Raw genomic sequence first — 17,433 nt, forward strand, 5'->3', positions numbered from 1 at the left:
GCAAGGTTCCGACATGAACTGGATCACAAACTACGTCCGCCCCCGGATCAACTCGATCTTCTCGCGCCGCGAGGTGCCCGAAAACCTGTGGCACAAGTGCGACGAATGCGGCACGATGCTGTTCCACCGCGAGCTGGCGGAAAACCAGAATGTCTGTACCCAGTGCGGTCACCACATGGCGATCACCCCGCGTGAGCGGTTCACCCATCTGTTCGACGGCGGTATCTTCACCGAGGTCGAGGTGCCCGCACCCAAAGACGATCCGCTGCACTTCCGCGATCAGAAAAAATACCCCGATCGCATGAAAGCCGCGCAGAAAAAGACGGGCGAGAAAGAGGCGATGCTGGTGGCTTCGGGCGAAATCGGACGTACGCCGATCATTGCCGCCGCACAGGATTTCTCGTTCATGGGCGGGTCGATGGGCATGTATGTCGGCAACGCCATCATCGCCGCCGCGCAAGAGGCGGTGAAACTGAAGCGCCCGCTGATCCTGTTCTCAGCCGCTGGCGGCGCGCGGATGCAGGAGGGGATCCTGAGCCTGATGCAGATGCCGCGCACCACCGTCGCGGTCGAAATGCTGAAAGAGGCGAACCTGCCCTATATCGTCGTGCTGACACACCCGACGACGGGCGGCGTAACCGCGTCTTACGCGATGCTGGGCGATGTGCACATTTCGGAACCCAACGCCCTGATCTGCTTTGCCGGCCCGCGCGTGATCGAACAGACGATCCGGGAAAAACTGCCCGAAGGCTTCCAGCGCGCCGAATACCTGCTGGATCATGGCATGCTGGATCGGGTGACCAAACGCACCGAGATGCGCGAGGAACTGATCACCATCACCCGGATGCTGATGAAACAGCCCCCTGCGATCAAGGGCGATCTGCCCGCACCGGACCCCGAAGCACCGGCGGCTGATGCCCCGGCCGAGGATACGGACAAGAAATGACCGCGCAGACATCGGACGCCATCCTCGACCGGATGATGGCGCTGCACCCCAAGATCATTGACCTGACCTTGGATCGCGTCTGGCGTCTGCTGGACGCGCTGGATAACCCACAAACCAAACTGCCGCCGGTGATCCACGTGGCCGGAACCAACGGCAAAGGCTCGACCCAGGCGATGATCCGCGCGGGGCTCGAAGGGGCAGGGCTGTCGGCGCATGCCTACACATCACCGCATCTTGCACGATTCCACGAACGCATCCGTCTGGCCGGAGAACTGATCTCGGAACCCGATCTGACCGCGGTGCTTGATGAATGCTACGCGGCCAATGGCGGCGAAAACATCACCTATTTCGAGATCACAACCTGCGCCGCCCTGCTGGCCTTTGCCCGCGCGCAGGCGGACTATACCCTGCTTGAGGTCGGCTTGGGCGGTCGGCTGGACGCCACCAACGTGATCGAACAGCCCGCGGTCACGGTGATCACCCCGGTCTCCATCGACCACGAACAGTTTCTGGGCAACACGCTGGCGAAGATCGCGGGGGAAAAGGCCGGGATCATCAAGCGTGGTGTGCCCTGCATCGTCGGCCCGCAAGACGATGAGGCGATGGACGTCATCGAACAGACCGCCGCCCGCCTCGGCGCGCCGCTGATTGCCCACGGCCAGCACTGGCATGTGGCCGAGGAAAACGGACGCCTGATCTATCAGGACGAAACCGGCCTGTGTGACCTGCCTCTGCCCAATCTGCTGGGCGCGCACCAGATCCAGAACGCAGGCGCCGCGCTGGCGGTTCTGCGGCACCTGAACCTGGGCGACGACGCCTATGAGGCTGCGGTGACCAAGGCCGAATGGCCCGCCCGGATGCAGCGCCTGAAAACCGGACCGTTGGTCGAAGCCGCCCCGCAGGCCGAGCTTTGGCTGGATGGCGGGCACAACGCCGCCGCAGGCATTGCATTGGCGGATGTGCTGGCCAAACTGCCCAAACGCCCGACCCATATGATCTGCGGCATGCTGAATACCAAGGACGTGACCGGCTATCTCGCCCCGCTGGCGGCGCAGGCCGAAACCCTGACCGCCGTGTCGATCCCCGGTGAAACCGCCACGCTCAGCGCCGAAGACACCGCTGCGGCTGCGACGAAAGTCAATCTGCCCGCCACCACAGCCAGCAGCGTCGCAGATGCGCTCAACTCCATCGTGGCCCAAGATCCACAAGCCCGCATCCTGATCTGCGGTTCACTCTATCTTGCGGGCAATATCCTGCGCGAAAACGGCTGAGGCGATCCGCCCGCAGGGTTTCATCTGGATAAAAATACCTCGGGGGAGCCGCCAAAGGCGGCGGGGGCAGAGCCCCCTAGGCCCCCCAATCCTCAGCCTGCATCTCTCTCAGGCGCGAGGCGGTGCGTTCGAATTCAAACGTCCCTTCCCCCTCGACATACAACATCTCGGGCTCGGCAGCAGCGGAACAGATCAGCCGCACCTTCCCCTCGTACAAAGCGTCGATCAGCGTGACAAAGCGCTTGGCTTCATTGAAGTTGTTGCGCGACAGGCGGGGGATGTCTTCCAGCACCAGAACCTTCACCTCAGCGGCAATGGCCAGATAATCCGCCGGGCCCAGCATCCGTCCGCACAGGTCATAAAACGACGCTCGCGCGATGCCGTTGCGGAACTGGGGCAGCTCGACCGCCCGTCCCTTGACCTGCAACACCAGCGGATCGGCCGGACCACCGGCCAGATCGCTCCAGACCGCGCGGATGCTCTGCCGGGCTTCGGGGCCAATCGGCGTGAAATAGACCGGCGCACCTTCCAGCCGGTTCTGGCGGTAATCGGTGGGTGAGACCAGTTCCCACACCTGCAACTGCTCTTTGATATGCGCGATGAAAGGCAGAAACAGCTGCCGGTTCAGCCCGTCCTTGTACAGATCATCCGGATGACGGTTCGAGGTCGTCACGACCACAACCCCGCCCTCATGCAGCAGATCGAATAACCGCCCGACGATCATGGCGTCGGTGATATCGGTGATCTGCATCTCATCAAAGGCCAGCAAACGCACGGATTTCACGACCGCTTGCGCAACAGGGGCAAGCGCATCCTCAACTCCGTCCTGCCGCGCCTTGTGCATCCCGGCATGAATTTCCTGCATGAAGGCATGGAAATGAACGCGCCGCGCGGGGATGTCCTGCAAACTGTCGACGAACATATCCATCAGCATGGACTTGCCGCGCCCAACACCGCCCCACAGGTACAGTCCCTGCGGTGCAGGTGGCGCCTTGCGAAACAACCCGCGTTTCACTGGTGCGGCCAGCGCGGCGCGGATCCGTTCGAAATGTGGCAGAACAGCCTCTTGCGCGTCGTCGCGGGTCAAAATGCCTTCGGCAATGCGGGTGTCGTAAAGCGAGATCAAATCCGTCATAAACCCGAGCCTTACCTTTGACCCCCGGGCTTGAAAAGCGTCATTTCGGACAATGCATCAATTTTGCGGGATCGTTGTGGTGCCTAGGTGAATGGCCCGTCCAATTGCCAGAAGGTCACGGCGCAGGCGCAGGAATTCTGTTTCAGGCCAACATAACCCGACAGGGAAGAAATACCGAAACTACAGGTTTCGAACCCCGTCCGATGTCAGGGAGCTGACCAGATCGGCATAGTCTTCGCGGGCTTTTGCCCCCGCGCCGGAATTCCACATGTAATACCAGTTCAGCATCCCAAAGACAGACATGGTGGCTCCGCGCAGCTTGTCCTTGTCATCGCCAAAGGATTGAGGCGACAGGTCCCTCAGAATGTCGCGCATGAAATTCACCAAATCCATCTGATAGCCGCGTAGCCGCTTCTGTTGATCATCGGTCAGGGCACTCATGCCGCTGATCTGGACCCGGTGTTCGTCATCGGCACCCTGATAGGCGAACAGGATCTCGCGCACGGCCTTGCGCAGCTTTTCCTCAGGGTCCAAGCCGTCCAGATCAACGTTGCAAATTCGGTCGCGCAGTTCCCGCAGATAGGTTTCAAGGATGTCATACAGGATGGCATCCTTGCTGTCGTAGTAATGATAGATGTTGGCCTTTGAGATCCCGCATTCCTTGGCCAGCAAGGTCATCGAGGCGCGGTCAAACCCCTGATCGGCAAACACTTTGGCCGCCATTTTCAGGATCTGCTTGCGTTTCTGGTCGTGGTCTTTGGCAATTGTCCGGGCCACGGCTTATTCCTTGTCGCGATTGTCGATGACGCGCTTCGCCTTGCCCTGAGAGCGTTCGACGTCGCCGGGGTCACCTACAACAATTTCCGTGGAAACGCCAACGACGTCCTTGATCCGCTTGGTCAGCATTCGCGCCGCGGCAGTCTTGGACAGCTCATCGGTGGAATCCAGCGCCGCCTCGACAAAGACACGCATGGCGTCCATGCGACCGGATTTATAGAGTTCGATCTGGTAATAGGGCGCAAGGCCGCCAGTCGCCATCACCTGTTCCTCGATCTGGCTGGGGAAGACATTGACGCCGCGCAGGATCATCATGTCGTCGCTGCGCCCGGTGATCTTGGCCATCCGGCGCATGGACCGCGCCGTGCCCGGCAAAAGGCAGGTCAGGTCGCGTGTGCGATAGCGGATCATCGGCAGACCTTCTTTGGTCAGGGTCGTGAACACCAGCTCGCCGGTTTCGCCGTCGGGCAGGACCTCGCCTGTCTCGGGGTTGATGATTTCGGGCAGGAAATGGTCTTCCCAGATCACCGGGCCGTCCTTGGTTTCAACGCATTCATTGGCGACACCGGGGCCCATGATTTCGGATAGGCCGTAGATATCGACCGCGTGCATGTCAAAGGCCGCCTCAACCTCGGCCCGCATGGCGTCCGTCCAGGGTTCTGCGCCGAATACACCCACCTTCAGCGAGCTTTCGCGCGGGTCCAGCCCCGCCTTGTGGAACTGTTCGAGGATATTGAGCATATAGGACGGCGTCACCATGATCCCGTCGGGCCGGAAATCATGGATCAGGCTGACCTGCTTTTCGGTTTGCCCGCCTGACATCGGAACCACGGTCGCGCCCAGCCGTTCGATCCCGTAATGGGCGCCTAGCCCGCCGGTGAACAGCCCATAGCCATAGGCATTGTGCACCATGTCCCCCTTGCGCAGCCCCGAAGCGCGCAGGGACCGTGCGCCCAGATCGGCCCAATTGTCGATGTCGGATTTTGTGTAACCCACCACGGTCGGTTTGCCCGTTGTACCGGATGAGGCGTGCAGGCGAATGATCTCGCTGCGCGGGACGGCGAACAGGCCAAACGGGTAATTGTCGCGCAGGTCGTTTTTGTAGGTAAACGGAAACTTCGCCAGATCGGAGAGCTGTTGCAGATCGTCAGGATGCACGCCCGCCTCGTCAAAGCGCTGCCGATACATCGGAACGTTTTCATAGGCGTGGCGTACCGACCATTTCAGGCGCTCAAGCTGTGTGGCGCGGATTTCGTCGATCGAGGCGATCTCGATCGGGTCCAGGTCCGCCCGGTTCGGGGAAAGGTCTTCCATCGCGTGCCTCCTCTGGTCGCGAAGCTATTCTTCGAAATTCTGGCCACCAATCGCGCGGGATATGCCGCGAAACTCGGCGATCAGAGTGTTGTCCTGGTTGGTGACGCGGACGTCGTAGATACCGTTGCGGCCCGCAACGGTGACTTCGGTCGCGGTCGCAGTCAATTGGTCGCCCTTTTTTCCGGGGGCGAGAAAGCTGATCGTCGTATGCTGCGCGACGGTTGCCGTGTTGCGGCTGTTGCAGGCAAAGGCAAAGGCGCTGTCGGCCAGCGCATGGGTGACGCCCCCGTGGCACATGCCATGCCCGTTACAGTGATGGGGCGCGATGGTCAGGGTCAGGACTGCGCGGCCTTCATCGACCTCGGCGATCTCCATCCCGAACCATTTGCTGGCCTCATCATGGGCCCACATTGCGGCGGCGGATTTTTCGGCGCGTTCCTTTGGGGTCATCCTTAGCGTCCTTGAAAATTCGGTGCGCGTTTTTCCAGGAAGCTGGAAACACCCTCGGCATAATCCGCGCTTTCACCGCAGGTTTTCATCGCATCTGCTTCGATCTCAAGCTGATCGCTCAGGGATGTGGTGGCCGCGGTTTGAATGCAGTGTTTTGTCAGGCCAAGTCCAAGAGTGGGGCCGTTGGCGAGTTGCGCGGCAAGCGCGCGCGCCTCGTCCATCAGTTGATCATCGGGCAGCGCCTTCCAGATCAGCCCCCAGTCTTCGGCCTGTTTCGCGGTAAGCGGTTGCGCCGTCAGGGCCAGACCCTTGGCGCGAGCCTCACCCAAAAGACGGGGCAAGTGCCAACTGCCGCCGGTATCCGGGATCAGACCGACTTTGGAGAAGCTTTGGATGAATTTTGCGCTTTCCCCGGCCAGAACCATGTCGCAGGCCAGTGCCAGATTTGCGCCCGCGCCTGCGGCGACGCCGTTCACGGCGCAGATCACGGGAAAGTCCATCGACCGTATTAAACGGACCAGCGGCGCATAGAAACTGCGGACCGTTTTGCCCAGATCGGGCGGGCCGTCCATTTTCGACGGGTCGCGGTCGCCGAGGTCCTGACCAGCACAGAAGCCACGCCCGGCTCCGGTCAGCAGGATCGCCCTAGCCCCATTGTCGCGCGCAGATTTCAGCGCGCTCTGCAAGGCAAAGTGCATCTCTTCGTTGAACGCATTCAGCTTGTCGGGACGGTTCAGGGTTATTTCGACCCAGTTCCCGTTGTCTTGCACAAGAATCGTATCGCTCATGACTGTCCTGCCCGGTCCCGTTTCAACTTAATCATTGCATTAACCGAACGGTTGGTCAATATATAAACCCGAACCGATTCCGGGCCGATCAAAGGAATAGCTCATGTCGCTGGTGCGTGTTGATTTCAGGGGGGACGTGGCCTGGGTCACGGTTGACAACCCGCCGGTGAACGCAACCTCGACCGGGGTGCGGCAGGGGCTGTCCGGCGCGGTTGACGCGGTCAAAGGTGCGCGCGTGGCGGTGCTGTGCTGCGTAGGCAGAACCTTTATCGCGGGCGGAGATATGTCCGAATTCGATGCGCCGCCGGTTGAGCCGCATTTGCCGGATGTTGTGCAGAAAATCGAAGACAGTCAGGTGCCGTTCATTGCCTGCATGCACGGCAATGTGCTGGGCGGCGGTTTTGAGGTTGCGATGGCCTGCGCCTGGCGGATTGCCGCGCCGGGTACAGGCTTTGGTCTGCCCGAGGTCAATGTGGGTCTGATCCCCGGCGCAGGGGGCACGCAACGCTTGCCGCGTCTTGTGGGGATGCAGGCTGCAATCGACATGGCCTGTTCTGGCAAAATACTGAAAGCCGAGGCTTTGGCCGAACTTGGGGGCGTGGATCTTGTCGCAGGGGACCCCAAGGCCGCGATCCCCGATTTTATCGCCAAGCTGCCCGAACGTCCGATCCCTGTCAGCCAGCGCCCCGTGGCAGATTTTGCGCCCGACCTGCTGGACATCAGCCGCCAGACCCTGAAGAAACGCGCCAAAGGGCAGCAATCGCCGCTGGAGAACCTGACCGCGCTGGAATGGTCTGCCGAGCCGTTTGCAACAGCACAGCCGAAAGAGCGTGCCCGCCATCTGGACCTGCGTCAAAGCGCAGAAAGCCGTGCCCTGCGCCACGCCTTTTTTGCGGAACGCAACGTGGCGAAACCCGCGGTGATCAAAGGCGCAACCGCGCGCGACATAAGCCGGATCGCTGTTGTCGGCGGGGGGCTGATGGGGGCCGGAATTGCCACCGCTGCCCTGAACGGTGGCCTGTCGGTCACTTTGATCGAACGGGACTCGGATGCGGCGGCAACGGCGCACAACCGGGTCGAGGGTTTGCTGCAGGGGGCCGTCAAACGGGGTAAGATGACCGAGGTGCAGCTTCGGGATCGCCTTGCCGCCTTCCGTGCCGTGGACAAGTACGCCGAGGCCGCCGATGCAGAACTTGCGATCGAGGCGGTATTCGAAGACCAGTCCGTCAAGCAACAGGTATTCGCGGAACTGGCCCGCCATATGCCCCAAGACGCAATTCTGGCGACCAACACGTCCTATCTGGACCCGCGTGAGATCTTCGAGGGCATTAAAAACCCGTCTCGCTGCATTGGTCTGCATTTCTTTAGCCCGGCCCATGTCATGAAGCTGTTGGAGATCGTGAAGACCCCGCACACCTCGGCCGAAGTGATCGCAACCGGGTTTGCGCTGGGTAAAAAGCTGCGCAAGATCTCGGTTCTGTCGGGCATTTGCGACGGGTTTATCGGCAACCGCATGCTGGCCGCTTACCGGCGCGAGGCCGATTATCTGCTGGCGGACGGGGCGCTGCCCTATCAGGTGGATCGGGCCATGCGGGCGCTTGGAATGCCCATGGGGCCGTATGAGTTGCAGGACTTGACCGGCCTTCAGATCGCCTGGGCCAATCGCAAGCGCAATGCTGCAACCCGCGATCCGGGCGAACGCTATGTGACCATCGCGGATCAGCTGTGTGAAATGGACCGGCTTGGCCAGCGCACGGGAAAAGGGTGGTATCGCTACGAAGATGGCAAGCGCGAGCCGATCCGCGATCCAGAGGTTGAGGCGCTGATCGAAGCCTATTCCGCGCAGCAGGGCATTACTCGCCGCGCTTTTTCGGATGACGGGATCACCTCGCGTATACTCGCCGTGCTGGCCAATGAGGGGGCGTTGATCCTCGAAGAGGGGATCGCGGAAAACACCGAGGCCGTCGATATGGTACAAATCCAAGGATACGGCTTTCCGCGCTGGCGCGGTGGGCCGATGGCCTATTGCAAAGAGATCGGGCCGGACGTCACCCGCGCAACCATGGCAACCGTCGCTGCAGAAAGTCCGGGGTCTTGGCGCATCGCGGAAGGGCTTGAGGGTCTTTAACATGTTGATGGTTACAAAAGCGACCATTAACGCATTTGCGAGTCATGTTTCACAGGGAGGAGACAGAACCATGAAACTTACCAAGTTGAGCACGCTTTTGGCCTCGGCCGCGCTGGCCGTTTCAGGCACCGTAGCGTTGGCGGCGGATTACACGCTGACCATTTCCAGCTGGGCCCCGCCGACCCATGGCATCAACGCCAAGATGTGGCCGAAATTCGTCGAGATGGTTGAAGAGGCCACTGATGGTCAGGTGACTGCCGAATTGAAACTGGGTCTTGCCCCTCCGCCTGCGCAGATGGACCTGATCATGGACGGCGCGGCGGATGCCTCGATCATCTTCCACGGCTATCAGCCGGGCCGGTTCGTCACCACCAAGATGATTGAACTGCCCGGATATGAAGGCTCGGCCGAGGATGCCTCGGTTGCCTATTGGCGCACCTATGACCAGCACCTCAAGGCAGCGGATGAACATCGCGGTGTGAAAGTGATCGCCCTGCATACCCATGGCCCGGCGCAGCTGCATTCCAGCAGCCCGGTGACCGCGCTGGACGAGGTCTCGGGCCTCAAGGTTCGTATTCCGGGTGGTGTTGGCGGTGACGTCGGCACGGCGCTGGGGGCGACCGGTATTCAGGTGCCTGCGCCGAAAGTATACGAAACGCTGGCCTCGAAAGCGGCCGATGGCGTGGTCATGCCCTTTGAATCCCGCAAGGGCTTTAAGCTGACCGAAGTGGCGCAGAACGTTTACGAGGTTCCGGGTGGTCTGTATCGCGGGTCGTTCGCTTTCATCATGAACGAGGATACCTTTGCCGATCTGCCCGCCGACCTGCAGGCCGCACTGGAAGAGAACGTCTTCGGCGAACCGCTCAGCCGCGAGATTGGCAAGATCTGGGATGAGATTGACGCGATTGGCCGGGAAGCCACCGAAGGGACCGAGGGCAACGCGATCAACACAGCCTCTGCAGAGGATCTGGAAAAGTTCAATGCGATTGCAGTGGATGTGCGCGCCAAGGTGATTGATGAGGTCAACGGCACCGGTGTCGATGCGCAGGCCGCCTATGACATGATCGTCAATGAAATGGCTGCGCAATAACGCGCTTTGGCTGGCGGGATCGATCCGCCAGCCAGTTTCACCCACCGGGGACCAATCATGCAATCTCTCGTGACCTTTGCGCGTCGCGTCAGCATCATTCCGACGGTGCTGGCCTGTGTGGCGCTGTTCATCCTGATGGTGATGACCTTTTTCGACGTCATCCTGCGCTCTGTCTTCAATGCTCCGATTGAGGCCGCGACCGAGCTGACGCGGATTCTGATGGCGATCCTTGTGTTCTCGGTCCTGCCGATGATCTCGGCGGGGAAGGGGCAGATCGCAGTGGACCTGACGGATGGGATATTCTCGCGCCTGCGACTGAGCCGGGTGCGCGATGCGATTGTCTATCTGATGTCCGGCATCATGCTGATCTGGCCGATTCAGCGGGTCTGGGTTCTGGCGGAGCGCGCGCGGGATTATGGTGATGTCACCGAATACCTGTCGATCCCGGTTTTCTACGTGGGTTGGTTCATCGCCGGTTTCACTGCGATCACCGCCGTTGCAATGATCATCACCGGCCTTCTGCAGATCTTTGCCCCCCACGCCTTGTCGGAGCACGCCTGATGACTGCCGCACTAATCGGTTTTGCCCTTGTTCTTGTCCTCGTGCTGCTGCGGTTGCCCATCGTGTTTGCAATGGGCCTGGTCGGCACGCTGGGTTTTGCTTATGAACGCGGCGGCAGCATCCTGTCCGAGCGCGGGTTGAAGGCCGCGATGTCGATGGTGGGTCGTCAGATCACCGACACGGCGCAGGACTACGGCCTGTCGGTCGTACCACTATTTATCCTTATGGGGCTGTTTGTGAACAAGGGCGGTCTGGCGCGTGAACTTTACGCGGTTTCGAACGCCTTTCTGGGGCACTTTCGCGGTGGTATCGCCATGGCGACCGTCGCGGCCTGCGGCGGGTTTTCGGCCATTTGCGGCTCTTCACTGGCGACGGCTGCGACCATGTCCAAGGTCGCCATGCCGGAAATGCGCCGCTACCGTTATTCGGATGAGCTGTCGACAGCGTCGATTGCTGCAGGCGGCACGCTGGGCATCCTGATCCCGCCATCGGTGATCCTTGTGATCTACGGCCTGCTGACCGAAACCTCGATCGGCAAGCTGTTCGTCGCGGGTATCATTCCCGGCGTGCTGGGCATCCTATTCTACCTGTTTGCCGTGCGCTGGACGGTTTGGCGCAGGCCCGAGTCCGGCCCGGCGGGCGAACGCCATGGCTGGGGCGAACGTCTGTCAGCACTGCGCTCGGTCTGGGCCGTGCTGTTGCTGTTCTTTCTGGTGATCGGTGGCCTGTATGGTGTGTTCGATTTCTACCCGCTGAACCTGACCTTCAGCCCGACCGAGGCTGCGGGCATGGGTGCAATGGGCGCATTCCTGATCGCACTGTCCCGTGGTGGGCTTACGTTGGGGTCCACCTTTGAGGTGCTGAAAGAAACTTCATTCACGGCGGCGGCGCTGTTCTCGGTCCTGATCGGGGCTCAGATCTTTTCGAATTTCATCAACCTTGCCGGTCTGCCCGAAGCCTTGATCGCCTTGGTCACGGCGTATGAGGTGGAACCCTTCGTGGTCATCCTGATGATCCTCGGGATCTATATCATTCTGGGCTGCGTCTTTGAATCGCTGTCGATGTTGCTGCTGACAGTGCCGATCTTTTTCCCGTTGGTCACGTCGCTGGGCTATGACCCGATCTGGTTCGGTATTGTCGTCGTTGTCGTCACCGAGATCAGCCTGATCACGCCCCCTGTCGGTTTGAACGTGTTCATCCTGAAAGGCGTGGTCGGCGATGTATCGACCGGTACAATCTTCAAAGGGGTCACGCCGTTCTGGGTGGCGGATATCTTCCGTCTGGCTCTGATCGTTCTTGTGCCCTGGCTGGTATTGGTACTGCCCGAACATATGGGGGCGATGGGTCACTGATGTTTTCTTTGACCGCATTGCCAGAAGGATTCCACGCGGACCCGTATCCAACCTACGCCACGCTGCGCGAGGATACGCCGGTCTGTTGGCAGCCCGACGGATCTGTGGTTCTGTCGCGGTATGATGATCTGGATCTGGTGTATCGGGACACGGACCGGTTCATATCTGACAAAAAGGCGGTTTTTGGTCCGAAATACGGGGTCGATAGCCCCTTGTTCGAACATCACACGACCAGCCTGGTGTTCAACGACCCGCCCCTGCACACCCGTGTCCGCAAGGTGATGGTCGGCGCGATGAACCCGCGGGCTTTGGGGCAGATGGAGCCGGGGCTGATCCAGCTGGTCGATGGTTTGCTGGGCGCGATGCAGGAGAAGGGCACGGTCGAATTGATTGAGGATTTTGCCGGTGCGATCCCGATTGAAATCATCGGCAACCTTTTGGGCATTCCCCGGTCCGAACGGGGGCCGCTGCGCGATTGGTCCTTGGCCATTCTCGGCGCATTGGAGCCCAAATTGACGCCTGAGCAAGAAGAATGGGGCAACCGCTCGGTCTCTGAATTCAAGGACTTCTTGCGGCAAATCGTACAGGACCGCCGCGCCAATCCCGGAGACCCCGCGACGGATGTTCTGACGCGGCTGATGCAGGACGACACCGATGGCGGGCTGACCGAAGTCGAGCTGTTTCAGAACTGCATTTTCATCCTGAATGCGGGGCACGAGACCACCACCAACCTGATCGGCAACGCGTTGGAGTTGCTGGACCGCCACCCCGACAAACGGGCCGAGTTGCTGGCCGTCCCCGATCTGATCACCACCGCAGTGGATGAGTTTCTGCGGCTGGAAAGCCCGAACCAGTTCGGCAATCGTTTGACCACCCAAGACGTAACGTTTCACGGAGAAACAATCCCGGCCGGGACCGACATTCACCTGTGCATCGGTGCGGCCAACCGCGACCCGCGGCAGTTCGACCGGCCCGATGCTGTCCTGTTGAACCGCCGCCCCAACAAACATCACGCCTTTGCCGGTGGGCCCCATACCTGCGTCGGCCTGACCCTGGCGCGGATGGAGGGGCGCGTTGCCGTCGGGCGTTTTCTGACCCGGTTCCCCAACTATCGTATCACGGAAGGTGTCGAACGCGGCGGGCGGATCCGGTTTCGCGGCTTCGCACGACTGCCCGCGCAGGTTTGAGATGTTTGGTTCAGGGGTATCGGCTCGGGAATTTATTGACCGACCGTACGGTTTAAAATATCATTTCGTCAGACCGGCAAAGGGCTGCCCGAAGATCGCCATGCAGATGAGGAGACGCTCATGACCATCCAACAGATTTCCAGCTTCGCAGCCGGTGAGTGGGTTTCGCCCGGCGAAGGGGCCCGCACCATTGCCAGCGCTGTCACGGGCGAGGTGATCGCCACGGCGGGCAACAGCGCGTTGGACGTGCAGGCGATGTTGGACCACGCGCGCAACGTCGGCGGCCCGGCCTTGCGCAAGATGACATTTCACGAGCGGGCCAAGATGCTCAAGGCGCTGTCTCTGCATTTGGGTCAGCACAAGCAGGCCCTTTATGACCTGTCCTTCAACACGGGCGCCACGCAGTCGGATCACCTGATCGACATCGACGGCGGTATCGGCACGATGTTCGTCTTTGCCTCGAAAGGCCGGCGCGAGATGCCGGACGGGCATGTGTATCTGGATGGTGAGGTCGAGCAGCTATCGCGCAATGGCACCTTTCTGGGCCAGCACATCTGCACCCCTCTGCAAGGCGTGGCGGTTCATATCAACGCGTTCAACTTTCCTGTCTGGGGGATGTTGGAAAAGCTGGCGCCGACCCTGTTGGCAGGTGTTCCGGCGATTGTGAAACCGGCGACGAATTCCTGCTATGTGACTGAACTCTGTGTCCGGCTGATGTTGGACTCGGGCATTTTGCCAGCGGGCGCGCTGCAACTGGTCTCGGGCGGGCTGGGCGATATGCTGGACCGCCTGACCATGCAGGACGTGGTCAGTTTCACCGGATCTGCCGATACCGCTCTGAACCTGCGGTCCAACCCTGTGATCTTGCAGAACTCGGTGCGGTTTGTGGCGGAACAGGACAGCCTGAACTGTTCGATCCTCGGCCCCGATGCACAGCCGGGCACGCCGGAATTTGACCTGTTCGTCAAGGAAGTTCAGCGTGAAATGACCACGAAAGCGGGTCAGAAATGCACCGCAATCCGCCGGATCATCGCGCCCGAGTCGCAAGTGCAGGAGGTGATCGAGGCGCTGTCCGCGCGGCTGGCCAAAACGGTCATCGGAGACCCGAAGCTGGAGACCACGCGCATGGGCGCGCTGGTCTCGACCAGTCAGAAACGCGACGTTCTGGAAAAGGCCGCGATCATCGGGCAAGAGGCCGAGCGTGTCTTTGGCGACCCGGATGATTTCACTGTCGATGGCGCGGATGCCGAAAAAGGCGCTTTCCTGCCGCCCATGCTGTACCACTGCGCCAACCCGGACACGGCGCAGCGCGTGCACGACACCGAAGCCTTTGGTCCGGTCAGCACAGTGATGGGGTATCGCGATCTCGACCATGCGATCGAACTGGCGAACCGGGGGCAGGGGTCGCTTGTGGCGTCGGTTATCACCCATGACCCGGATGTGGCGCGGCAGGTTGCGATGGGGGCGGGGGCCTATCACGGGCGGCTTTACTTTAACAATCGCGACTCGATGAAGGAATCCACCGGCCACGGCTCACCCCTGCCGCATATGGTCCATGGCGGACCCGGTCGTGCCGGGGGTGGCGAAGAAATGGGCGGCGTGCGCGGCGTAAAACACTATATGCAGCGCACCGCCATTCAGGGTTCACCCGATCTGCTGACCGCAATTGGCGGCAAATGGGTGCCGGGTGCTGCTGAAATCGAAGGCCCCGCGCATCCCTTTACCCGCAGGTTCCACGACCTTGCGATTGGTGAGACCATCCACACCGACCCTCGCACCATCACGCTGGAGGACATCGAACATTTCGCCCAATTCACTGGTGATACGTTCTATGCCCATATGGATCAGGCGGCAGCGGAACGAAACCCGTTTTTCCCGGGCCGCGTCGCGCATGGATACCTTCTGCTGTCCTTTGCTGCGGGGTTGTTTGTTGAGCCCAATGAAGGGCCGGTTCTGGCCAATACCGGCCTGGACGGGTTGCGCTTCATGAAACCGGTCGAGGCGGGGGATACGATCAAGGTGCGTCTGACGGTCAAAAGCAAGACCAAGCGAAACGACGAATATGGCGAGGTTCGCTGGCATGTCACCCTGACCCAGCAGGATGATGACATGGTAGCAGAGTATGAATTGCTGACCATGGTCGCCTACTAGACCCACAAGGCCGGATGGAAATTCCGTCCGGCCCTATTATACTTGGCCTATGAAAGATACGGCTCCTGATTGGTTTGAAACCTGCGTCAGCCAACTGACAAACACGGGCACGCAGCGGGTGTGGTCGGTTCTGGTTACGATTTTTGGCGATCTGGCGCAGAACGGATCGGATCAGGTGAGTGGTGCGCTGATTACCACGCTCACCACTCTGGCCGGGATCAAGGCCGAAGCGACACGCGTCGCGCTGCACCGGCTGCGCAAGGAAGGCTGGATCGAAAGTACGCGGGTGGGGCGGAACAGTGTGCACAGGCTCACCGAATTCGGCCGCAGCCAAAGCGCGGCCGCCGCGCCGCGTATCTATGCCCGCGAAACGACTGAGCCTGATGTGTGGCATGTGCTGATTGCCAGCAATACTGAGAGTTCCCGGAAAGAACTGTCGGATTTGATGCTGACGGGGGACTATATCTCGGTGAGTCCCACAACAGCCATGGCGCCCGGCCCGATCCCGGACGGGCTGGAGGAGTTGCTGGGCATCGAAAGCAGCACCATCGCGGCACCTGATTGGCTGCGTGATCTGTGCGGGCCAGAGGCCCTGAAAACGGCGTATAACCAGTTCTGGAGCTCGATACAGATCGTCGAACAGCATCTGCCCGCAAGGGGCGTGGACGATCCGTTGCGCAGGGCTGTGCTGCGCGTTTTGATCGTGCACGGGTGGCGGCGTCTGATCCTGCGCCACCCGGCCATGCCACCTGCGTTTCTGCCTTCGGATTGGAAGGGGGAAGAGTGCCGCGAGGCGGTTTTTCGGTTGCTGGACAAGCTGCCCCGCCCCGATCTTGCAACATTGGAAGCCGCGCTGGACGATTGACGCAGGGCCGGTTGCCCGCGCCGGTCAGGGTACAAAACCAGTGGCTTGGGTTGGTTCAGCCATTGTGGCGGCATAGGTATGGATTATCATGTTACACAATATGCGAAGCAGGCGGCTATATGGTAACATAAGTCTTGCTTCGAATCGGATCTGAATTTATTAACCGACCAGACGGTTAATGGCAGTTCCTGCGAACAGGAGACATTACAGATGGACGCATTCATTTGCGACGCGACGCGCACTCCGATCGGACGGTATGGCGGAGCGTTGTCTTCTGTGCGCACGGATGATCTGGCCGCCATCCCGCTGGCCGCCCTGAAAGCCCGCAATCCGCAGGTTGACTGGGCCAGCGTGGATGATGTGATCTATGGCGACGCCAATCAGGCGGGGGAGAGTAACCGTAACGTGGCGCGCATGGCCGCGCTATTGGCCGGGTTGCCGATTGACGTTCCCGGAACAACGATAAACCGCCTGTGTGCCAGCGGCATGGATGCTGTCGGAATGGCCGCGCGTGGGATCAAAGCGGGGGATTACGATCTGGCCATCGCGGGCGGTGTAGAAAGCATGTCGCGCGCGCCGTTTGTGATGCCCAAGGCGACGTCCGCCTTCACGCGCAGCAATGCTGTGTATGACACAACGATTGGCTGGCGCTTTGTGAACCCCAAGATGCAGCAGGAATACGGCATCGATTCCATGCCGCAAACCGCTGATAACGTGGCCGAGGATTACGGGATCAGCCGCGAGGATCAGGATGCCTTTGCCGCGCGCAGCCAGGCCCGTTGGCAGGCCGCGCATGCAGCGGGCGTGTTCAGGGACGAAATCACCCCGGTCTCGATCCCGCAGCGCAAGGGCGATCCGATTGTCTCGGACACCGACGAACATCCGCGACCGGGAACAACGGCAGAAAAGCTTTCGGGTCTCAAAGGGGTGAACGGGCCGGACAAGACGGTTACGGCGGGAAATGCCTCGGGCGTGAATGATGGGGCCGCCGCGATCCTGATGGCGAATGAGGCGGCAGCGGCAAAGAACGATCTGACCCCTATGGCCCGCGTGGTGGGCATGTCGGTCGCGGGGGTAGAGCCGCGCGTCATGGGGATCGGCCCGGTGCCTGCGACGCGCAAGGTTTTGGCTCGTGCGGGGCTGCGCATCGAACAGATGGACGTGATAGAGTTGAACGAAGCCTTCGCGTCCCAGGGGCTGGCGACGCTGCGGGAACTGGGCCTGCCCGATGATGCACCGCACGTAAACCCGAATGGCGGCGCGATTGCGCTTGGCCATCCCTTGGGCATGAGCGGCGCGCGTCTGGTGCTGACCGCGGCCTATCAGTTGAAACGAACCGGGGGCCGCTATGCGCTCTGCACCATGTGTGTGGGTGTCGGGCAGGGCGCGGCCCTTATTCTTGAACGCGTGTGACGGAG

At 60.8% G+C, this 17,433-nt stretch carries 15 protein-coding genes; 10 read left to right on the plus strand and 5 right to left on the minus strand.

Annotation, left to right across the window (positions count from 1 at the left end):
- The first annotated feature begins 13 nt into the window (after positions 1–13).
- Both accD and ACR0KX_RS12560 read left to right on the plus strand, forming a co-directional pair.
- On the plus strand, positions 14–946 hold the full coding sequence (gene accD / locus ACR0KX_RS12555; protein ID WP_170453895.1) for an acetyl-CoA carboxylase, carboxyltransferase subunit beta: 933 nt from the start codon (positions 14–16) through the stop codon (positions 944–946).
- On the plus strand, positions 943–2,217 hold the full coding sequence (locus ACR0KX_RS12560) for a bifunctional folylpolyglutamate synthase/dihydrofolate synthase (RefSeq protein WP_170622229.1): 1,275 nt from the start codon (positions 943–945) through the stop codon (positions 2,215–2,217). The genes accD and ACR0KX_RS12560 overlap by 4 nt, the downstream gene beginning before the upstream one ends.
- A 76-nt stretch (positions 2,218–2,293) precedes the next feature.
- On the opposite strand, the gene zapE is transcribed toward ACR0KX_RS12560, so the two are convergent.
- The 5 genes from zapE to paaG form a co-directional block, all read right to left on the minus strand.
- On the minus strand, positions 2,294–3,352 hold the full coding sequence (zapE, locus tag ACR0KX_RS12565) for a cell division protein ZapE (protein WP_170622228.1): 1,059 nt from the start codon (positions 3,350–3,352) through the stop codon (positions 2,294–2,296).
- A 180-nt stretch (positions 3,353–3,532) separates the two neighbouring features.
- Positions 3,533–4,129: a TetR/AcrR family transcriptional regulator gene (locus tag ACR0KX_RS12570; protein ID WP_170622227.1), complete on the minus strand. Its 597-nt coding sequence runs from the start codon at positions 4,127–4,129 to the stop codon at positions 3,533–3,535.
- 3 nt (positions 4,130–4,132) lie between these two features.
- Positions 4,133–5,443, minus strand: a complete 1,311-nt coding sequence (paaK, locus tag ACR0KX_RS12575) for a phenylacetate--CoA ligase PaaK (protein WP_170622226.1) — start codon at positions 5,441–5,443, stop codon at positions 4,133–4,135.
- Positions 5,444–5,467: 24 nt separating this feature from the next.
- On the minus strand, positions 5,468–5,893 hold the full coding sequence (paaI, locus tag ACR0KX_RS12580; protein WP_170622225.1) for a hydroxyphenylacetyl-CoA thioesterase PaaI: 426 nt from the start codon (positions 5,891–5,893) through the stop codon (positions 5,468–5,470).
- A gap of 2 nt (positions 5,894–5,895) precedes the next feature.
- A complete protein-coding gene (gene paaG / locus ACR0KX_RS12585) occupies positions 5,896–6,681 on the minus strand; it encodes a 2-(1,2-epoxy-1,2-dihydrophenyl)acetyl-CoA isomerase PaaG (protein ID WP_170622224.1) in 786 nt (261 codons plus the stop codon).
- Positions 6,682–6,784: 103 nt separating this feature from the next.
- Here paaG and ACR0KX_RS12590 point away from each other — a divergent pair, with 103 nt between their 5' ends.
- The 8 genes from ACR0KX_RS12590 to pcaF all read left to right on the plus strand — a co-directional run bounded on the left by ACR0KX_RS12590 (position 6,785) and on the right by pcaF (position 17,428).
- Positions 6,785–8,809 carry an FAD-dependent oxidoreductase gene (locus ACR0KX_RS12590; protein ID WP_170622223.1) on the plus strand — a complete coding sequence of 675 codons (2,025 nt, stop codon included), beginning with the start codon at positions 6,785–6,787 and terminating at the stop codon, positions 8,807–8,809.
- A 70-nt stretch (positions 8,810–8,879) separates the two neighbouring features.
- Complete coding sequence (locus ACR0KX_RS12595) at positions 8,880–9,899, plus strand: TRAP transporter substrate-binding protein (protein ID WP_170453887.1); 1,020 nt, start codon at positions 8,880–8,882, stop codon at positions 9,897–9,899.
- A gap of 57 nt (positions 9,900–9,956) precedes the next feature.
- Positions 9,957–10,460: a TRAP transporter small permease subunit gene (locus ACR0KX_RS12600; RefSeq protein ID WP_170622221.1), complete on the plus strand. Its 504-nt coding sequence runs from the start codon at positions 9,957–9,959 to the stop codon at positions 10,458–10,460.
- Positions 10,460–11,812 (plus strand): TRAP transporter large permease, encoded by a 1,353-nt coding sequence (locus ACR0KX_RS12605; protein ID WP_170453885.1) that lies wholly within the window; start codon positions 10,460–10,462, stop codon positions 11,810–11,812. The genes ACR0KX_RS12600 and ACR0KX_RS12605 overlap by 1 nt, the downstream gene beginning before the upstream one ends.
- The gene (locus ACR0KX_RS12610; RefSeq protein WP_480708476.1) at positions 11,812–12,999 is read left to right on the plus strand and encodes a cytochrome P450; all 1,188 of its coding nucleotides are present in this window, start codon (positions 11,812–11,814) and stop codon (positions 12,997–12,999) included. The genes ACR0KX_RS12605 and ACR0KX_RS12610 overlap by 1 nt, the downstream gene beginning before the upstream one ends.
- Positions 13,000–13,119: 120 nt before the next feature.
- Positions 13,120–15,150 (plus strand): phenylacetic acid degradation bifunctional protein PaaZ, encoded by a 2,031-nt coding sequence (gene paaZ / locus ACR0KX_RS12615; RefSeq protein WP_170622218.1) that lies wholly within the window; start codon positions 13,120–13,122, stop codon positions 15,148–15,150.
- Positions 15,151–15,199: 49 nt separating this feature from the next.
- Positions 15,200–16,015, plus strand: a complete 816-nt coding sequence (locus ACR0KX_RS12620) for a PaaX family transcriptional regulator C-terminal domain-containing protein (protein ID WP_170622217.1) — start codon at positions 15,200–15,202, stop codon at positions 16,013–16,015.
- A gap of 210 nt (positions 16,016–16,225) precedes the next feature.
- The gene (gene pcaF / locus ACR0KX_RS12625; RefSeq protein ID WP_480626654.1) at positions 16,226–17,428 is read left to right on the plus strand and encodes a 3-oxoadipyl-CoA thiolase; all 1,203 of its coding nucleotides are present in this window, start codon (positions 16,226–16,228) and stop codon (positions 17,426–17,428) included.
- Positions 17,429–17,433 lie beyond the last annotated feature (5 nt).

The sequence above is a fragment of the Ruegeria sp. BG5 genome, from assembly GCF_056538425.1.

Coding starts and splice junctions, on each gene's coding strand:
- accD (WP_170453895.1), top strand. CDS start 14: ATGAACTGGATCACAAACTACGTCCGCCCCCGGATCAACTCGATCTTC.
- ACR0KX_RS12560 (WP_170622229.1), top strand. CDS start 943: ATGACCGCGCAGACATCGGACGCCATCCTCGACCGGATGATGGCGCTG.
- zapE (WP_170622228.1), bottom strand. CDS start 3,352: ATGACGGATTTGATCTCGCTTTACGACACCCGCATTGCCGAAGGCATT.
- paaK (WP_170622226.1), bottom strand. CDS start 5,443: ATGGAAGACCTTTCCCCGAACCGGGCGGACCTGGACCCGATCGAGATC.
- paaI (WP_170622225.1), bottom strand. CDS start 5,893: ATGACCCCAAAGGAACGCGCCGAAAAATCCGCCGCCGCAATGTGGGCC.
- paaG (WP_170622224.1), bottom strand. CDS start 6,681: ATGAGCGATACGATTCTTGTGCAAGACAACGGGAACTGGGTCGAAATA.
- ACR0KX_RS12590 (WP_170622223.1), top strand. CDS start 6,785: ATGTCGCTGGTGCGTGTTGATTTCAGGGGGGACGTGGCCTGGGTCACG.
- ACR0KX_RS12595 (WP_170453887.1), top strand. CDS start 8,880: ATGAAACTTACCAAGTTGAGCACGCTTTTGGCCTCGGCCGCGCTGGCC.
- ACR0KX_RS12600 (WP_170622221.1), top strand. CDS start 9,957: ATGCAATCTCTCGTGACCTTTGCGCGTCGCGTCAGCATCATTCCGACG.
- ACR0KX_RS12605 (WP_170453885.1), top strand. CDS start 10,460: ATGACTGCCGCACTAATCGGTTTTGCCCTTGTTCTTGTCCTCGTGCTG.
- ACR0KX_RS12610 (WP_480708476.1), top strand. CDS start 11,812: ATGTTTTCTTTGACCGCATTGCCAGAAGGATTCCACGCGGACCCGTAT.
- paaZ (WP_170622218.1), top strand. CDS start 13,120: ATGACCATCCAACAGATTTCCAGCTTCGCAGCCGGTGAGTGGGTTTCG.
- ACR0KX_RS12620 (WP_170622217.1), top strand. CDS start 15,200: ATGAAAGATACGGCTCCTGATTGGTTTGAAACCTGCGTCAGCCAACTG.
- pcaF (WP_480626654.1), top strand. CDS start 16,226: ATGGACGCATTCATTTGCGACGCGACGCGCACTCCGATCGGACGGTAT.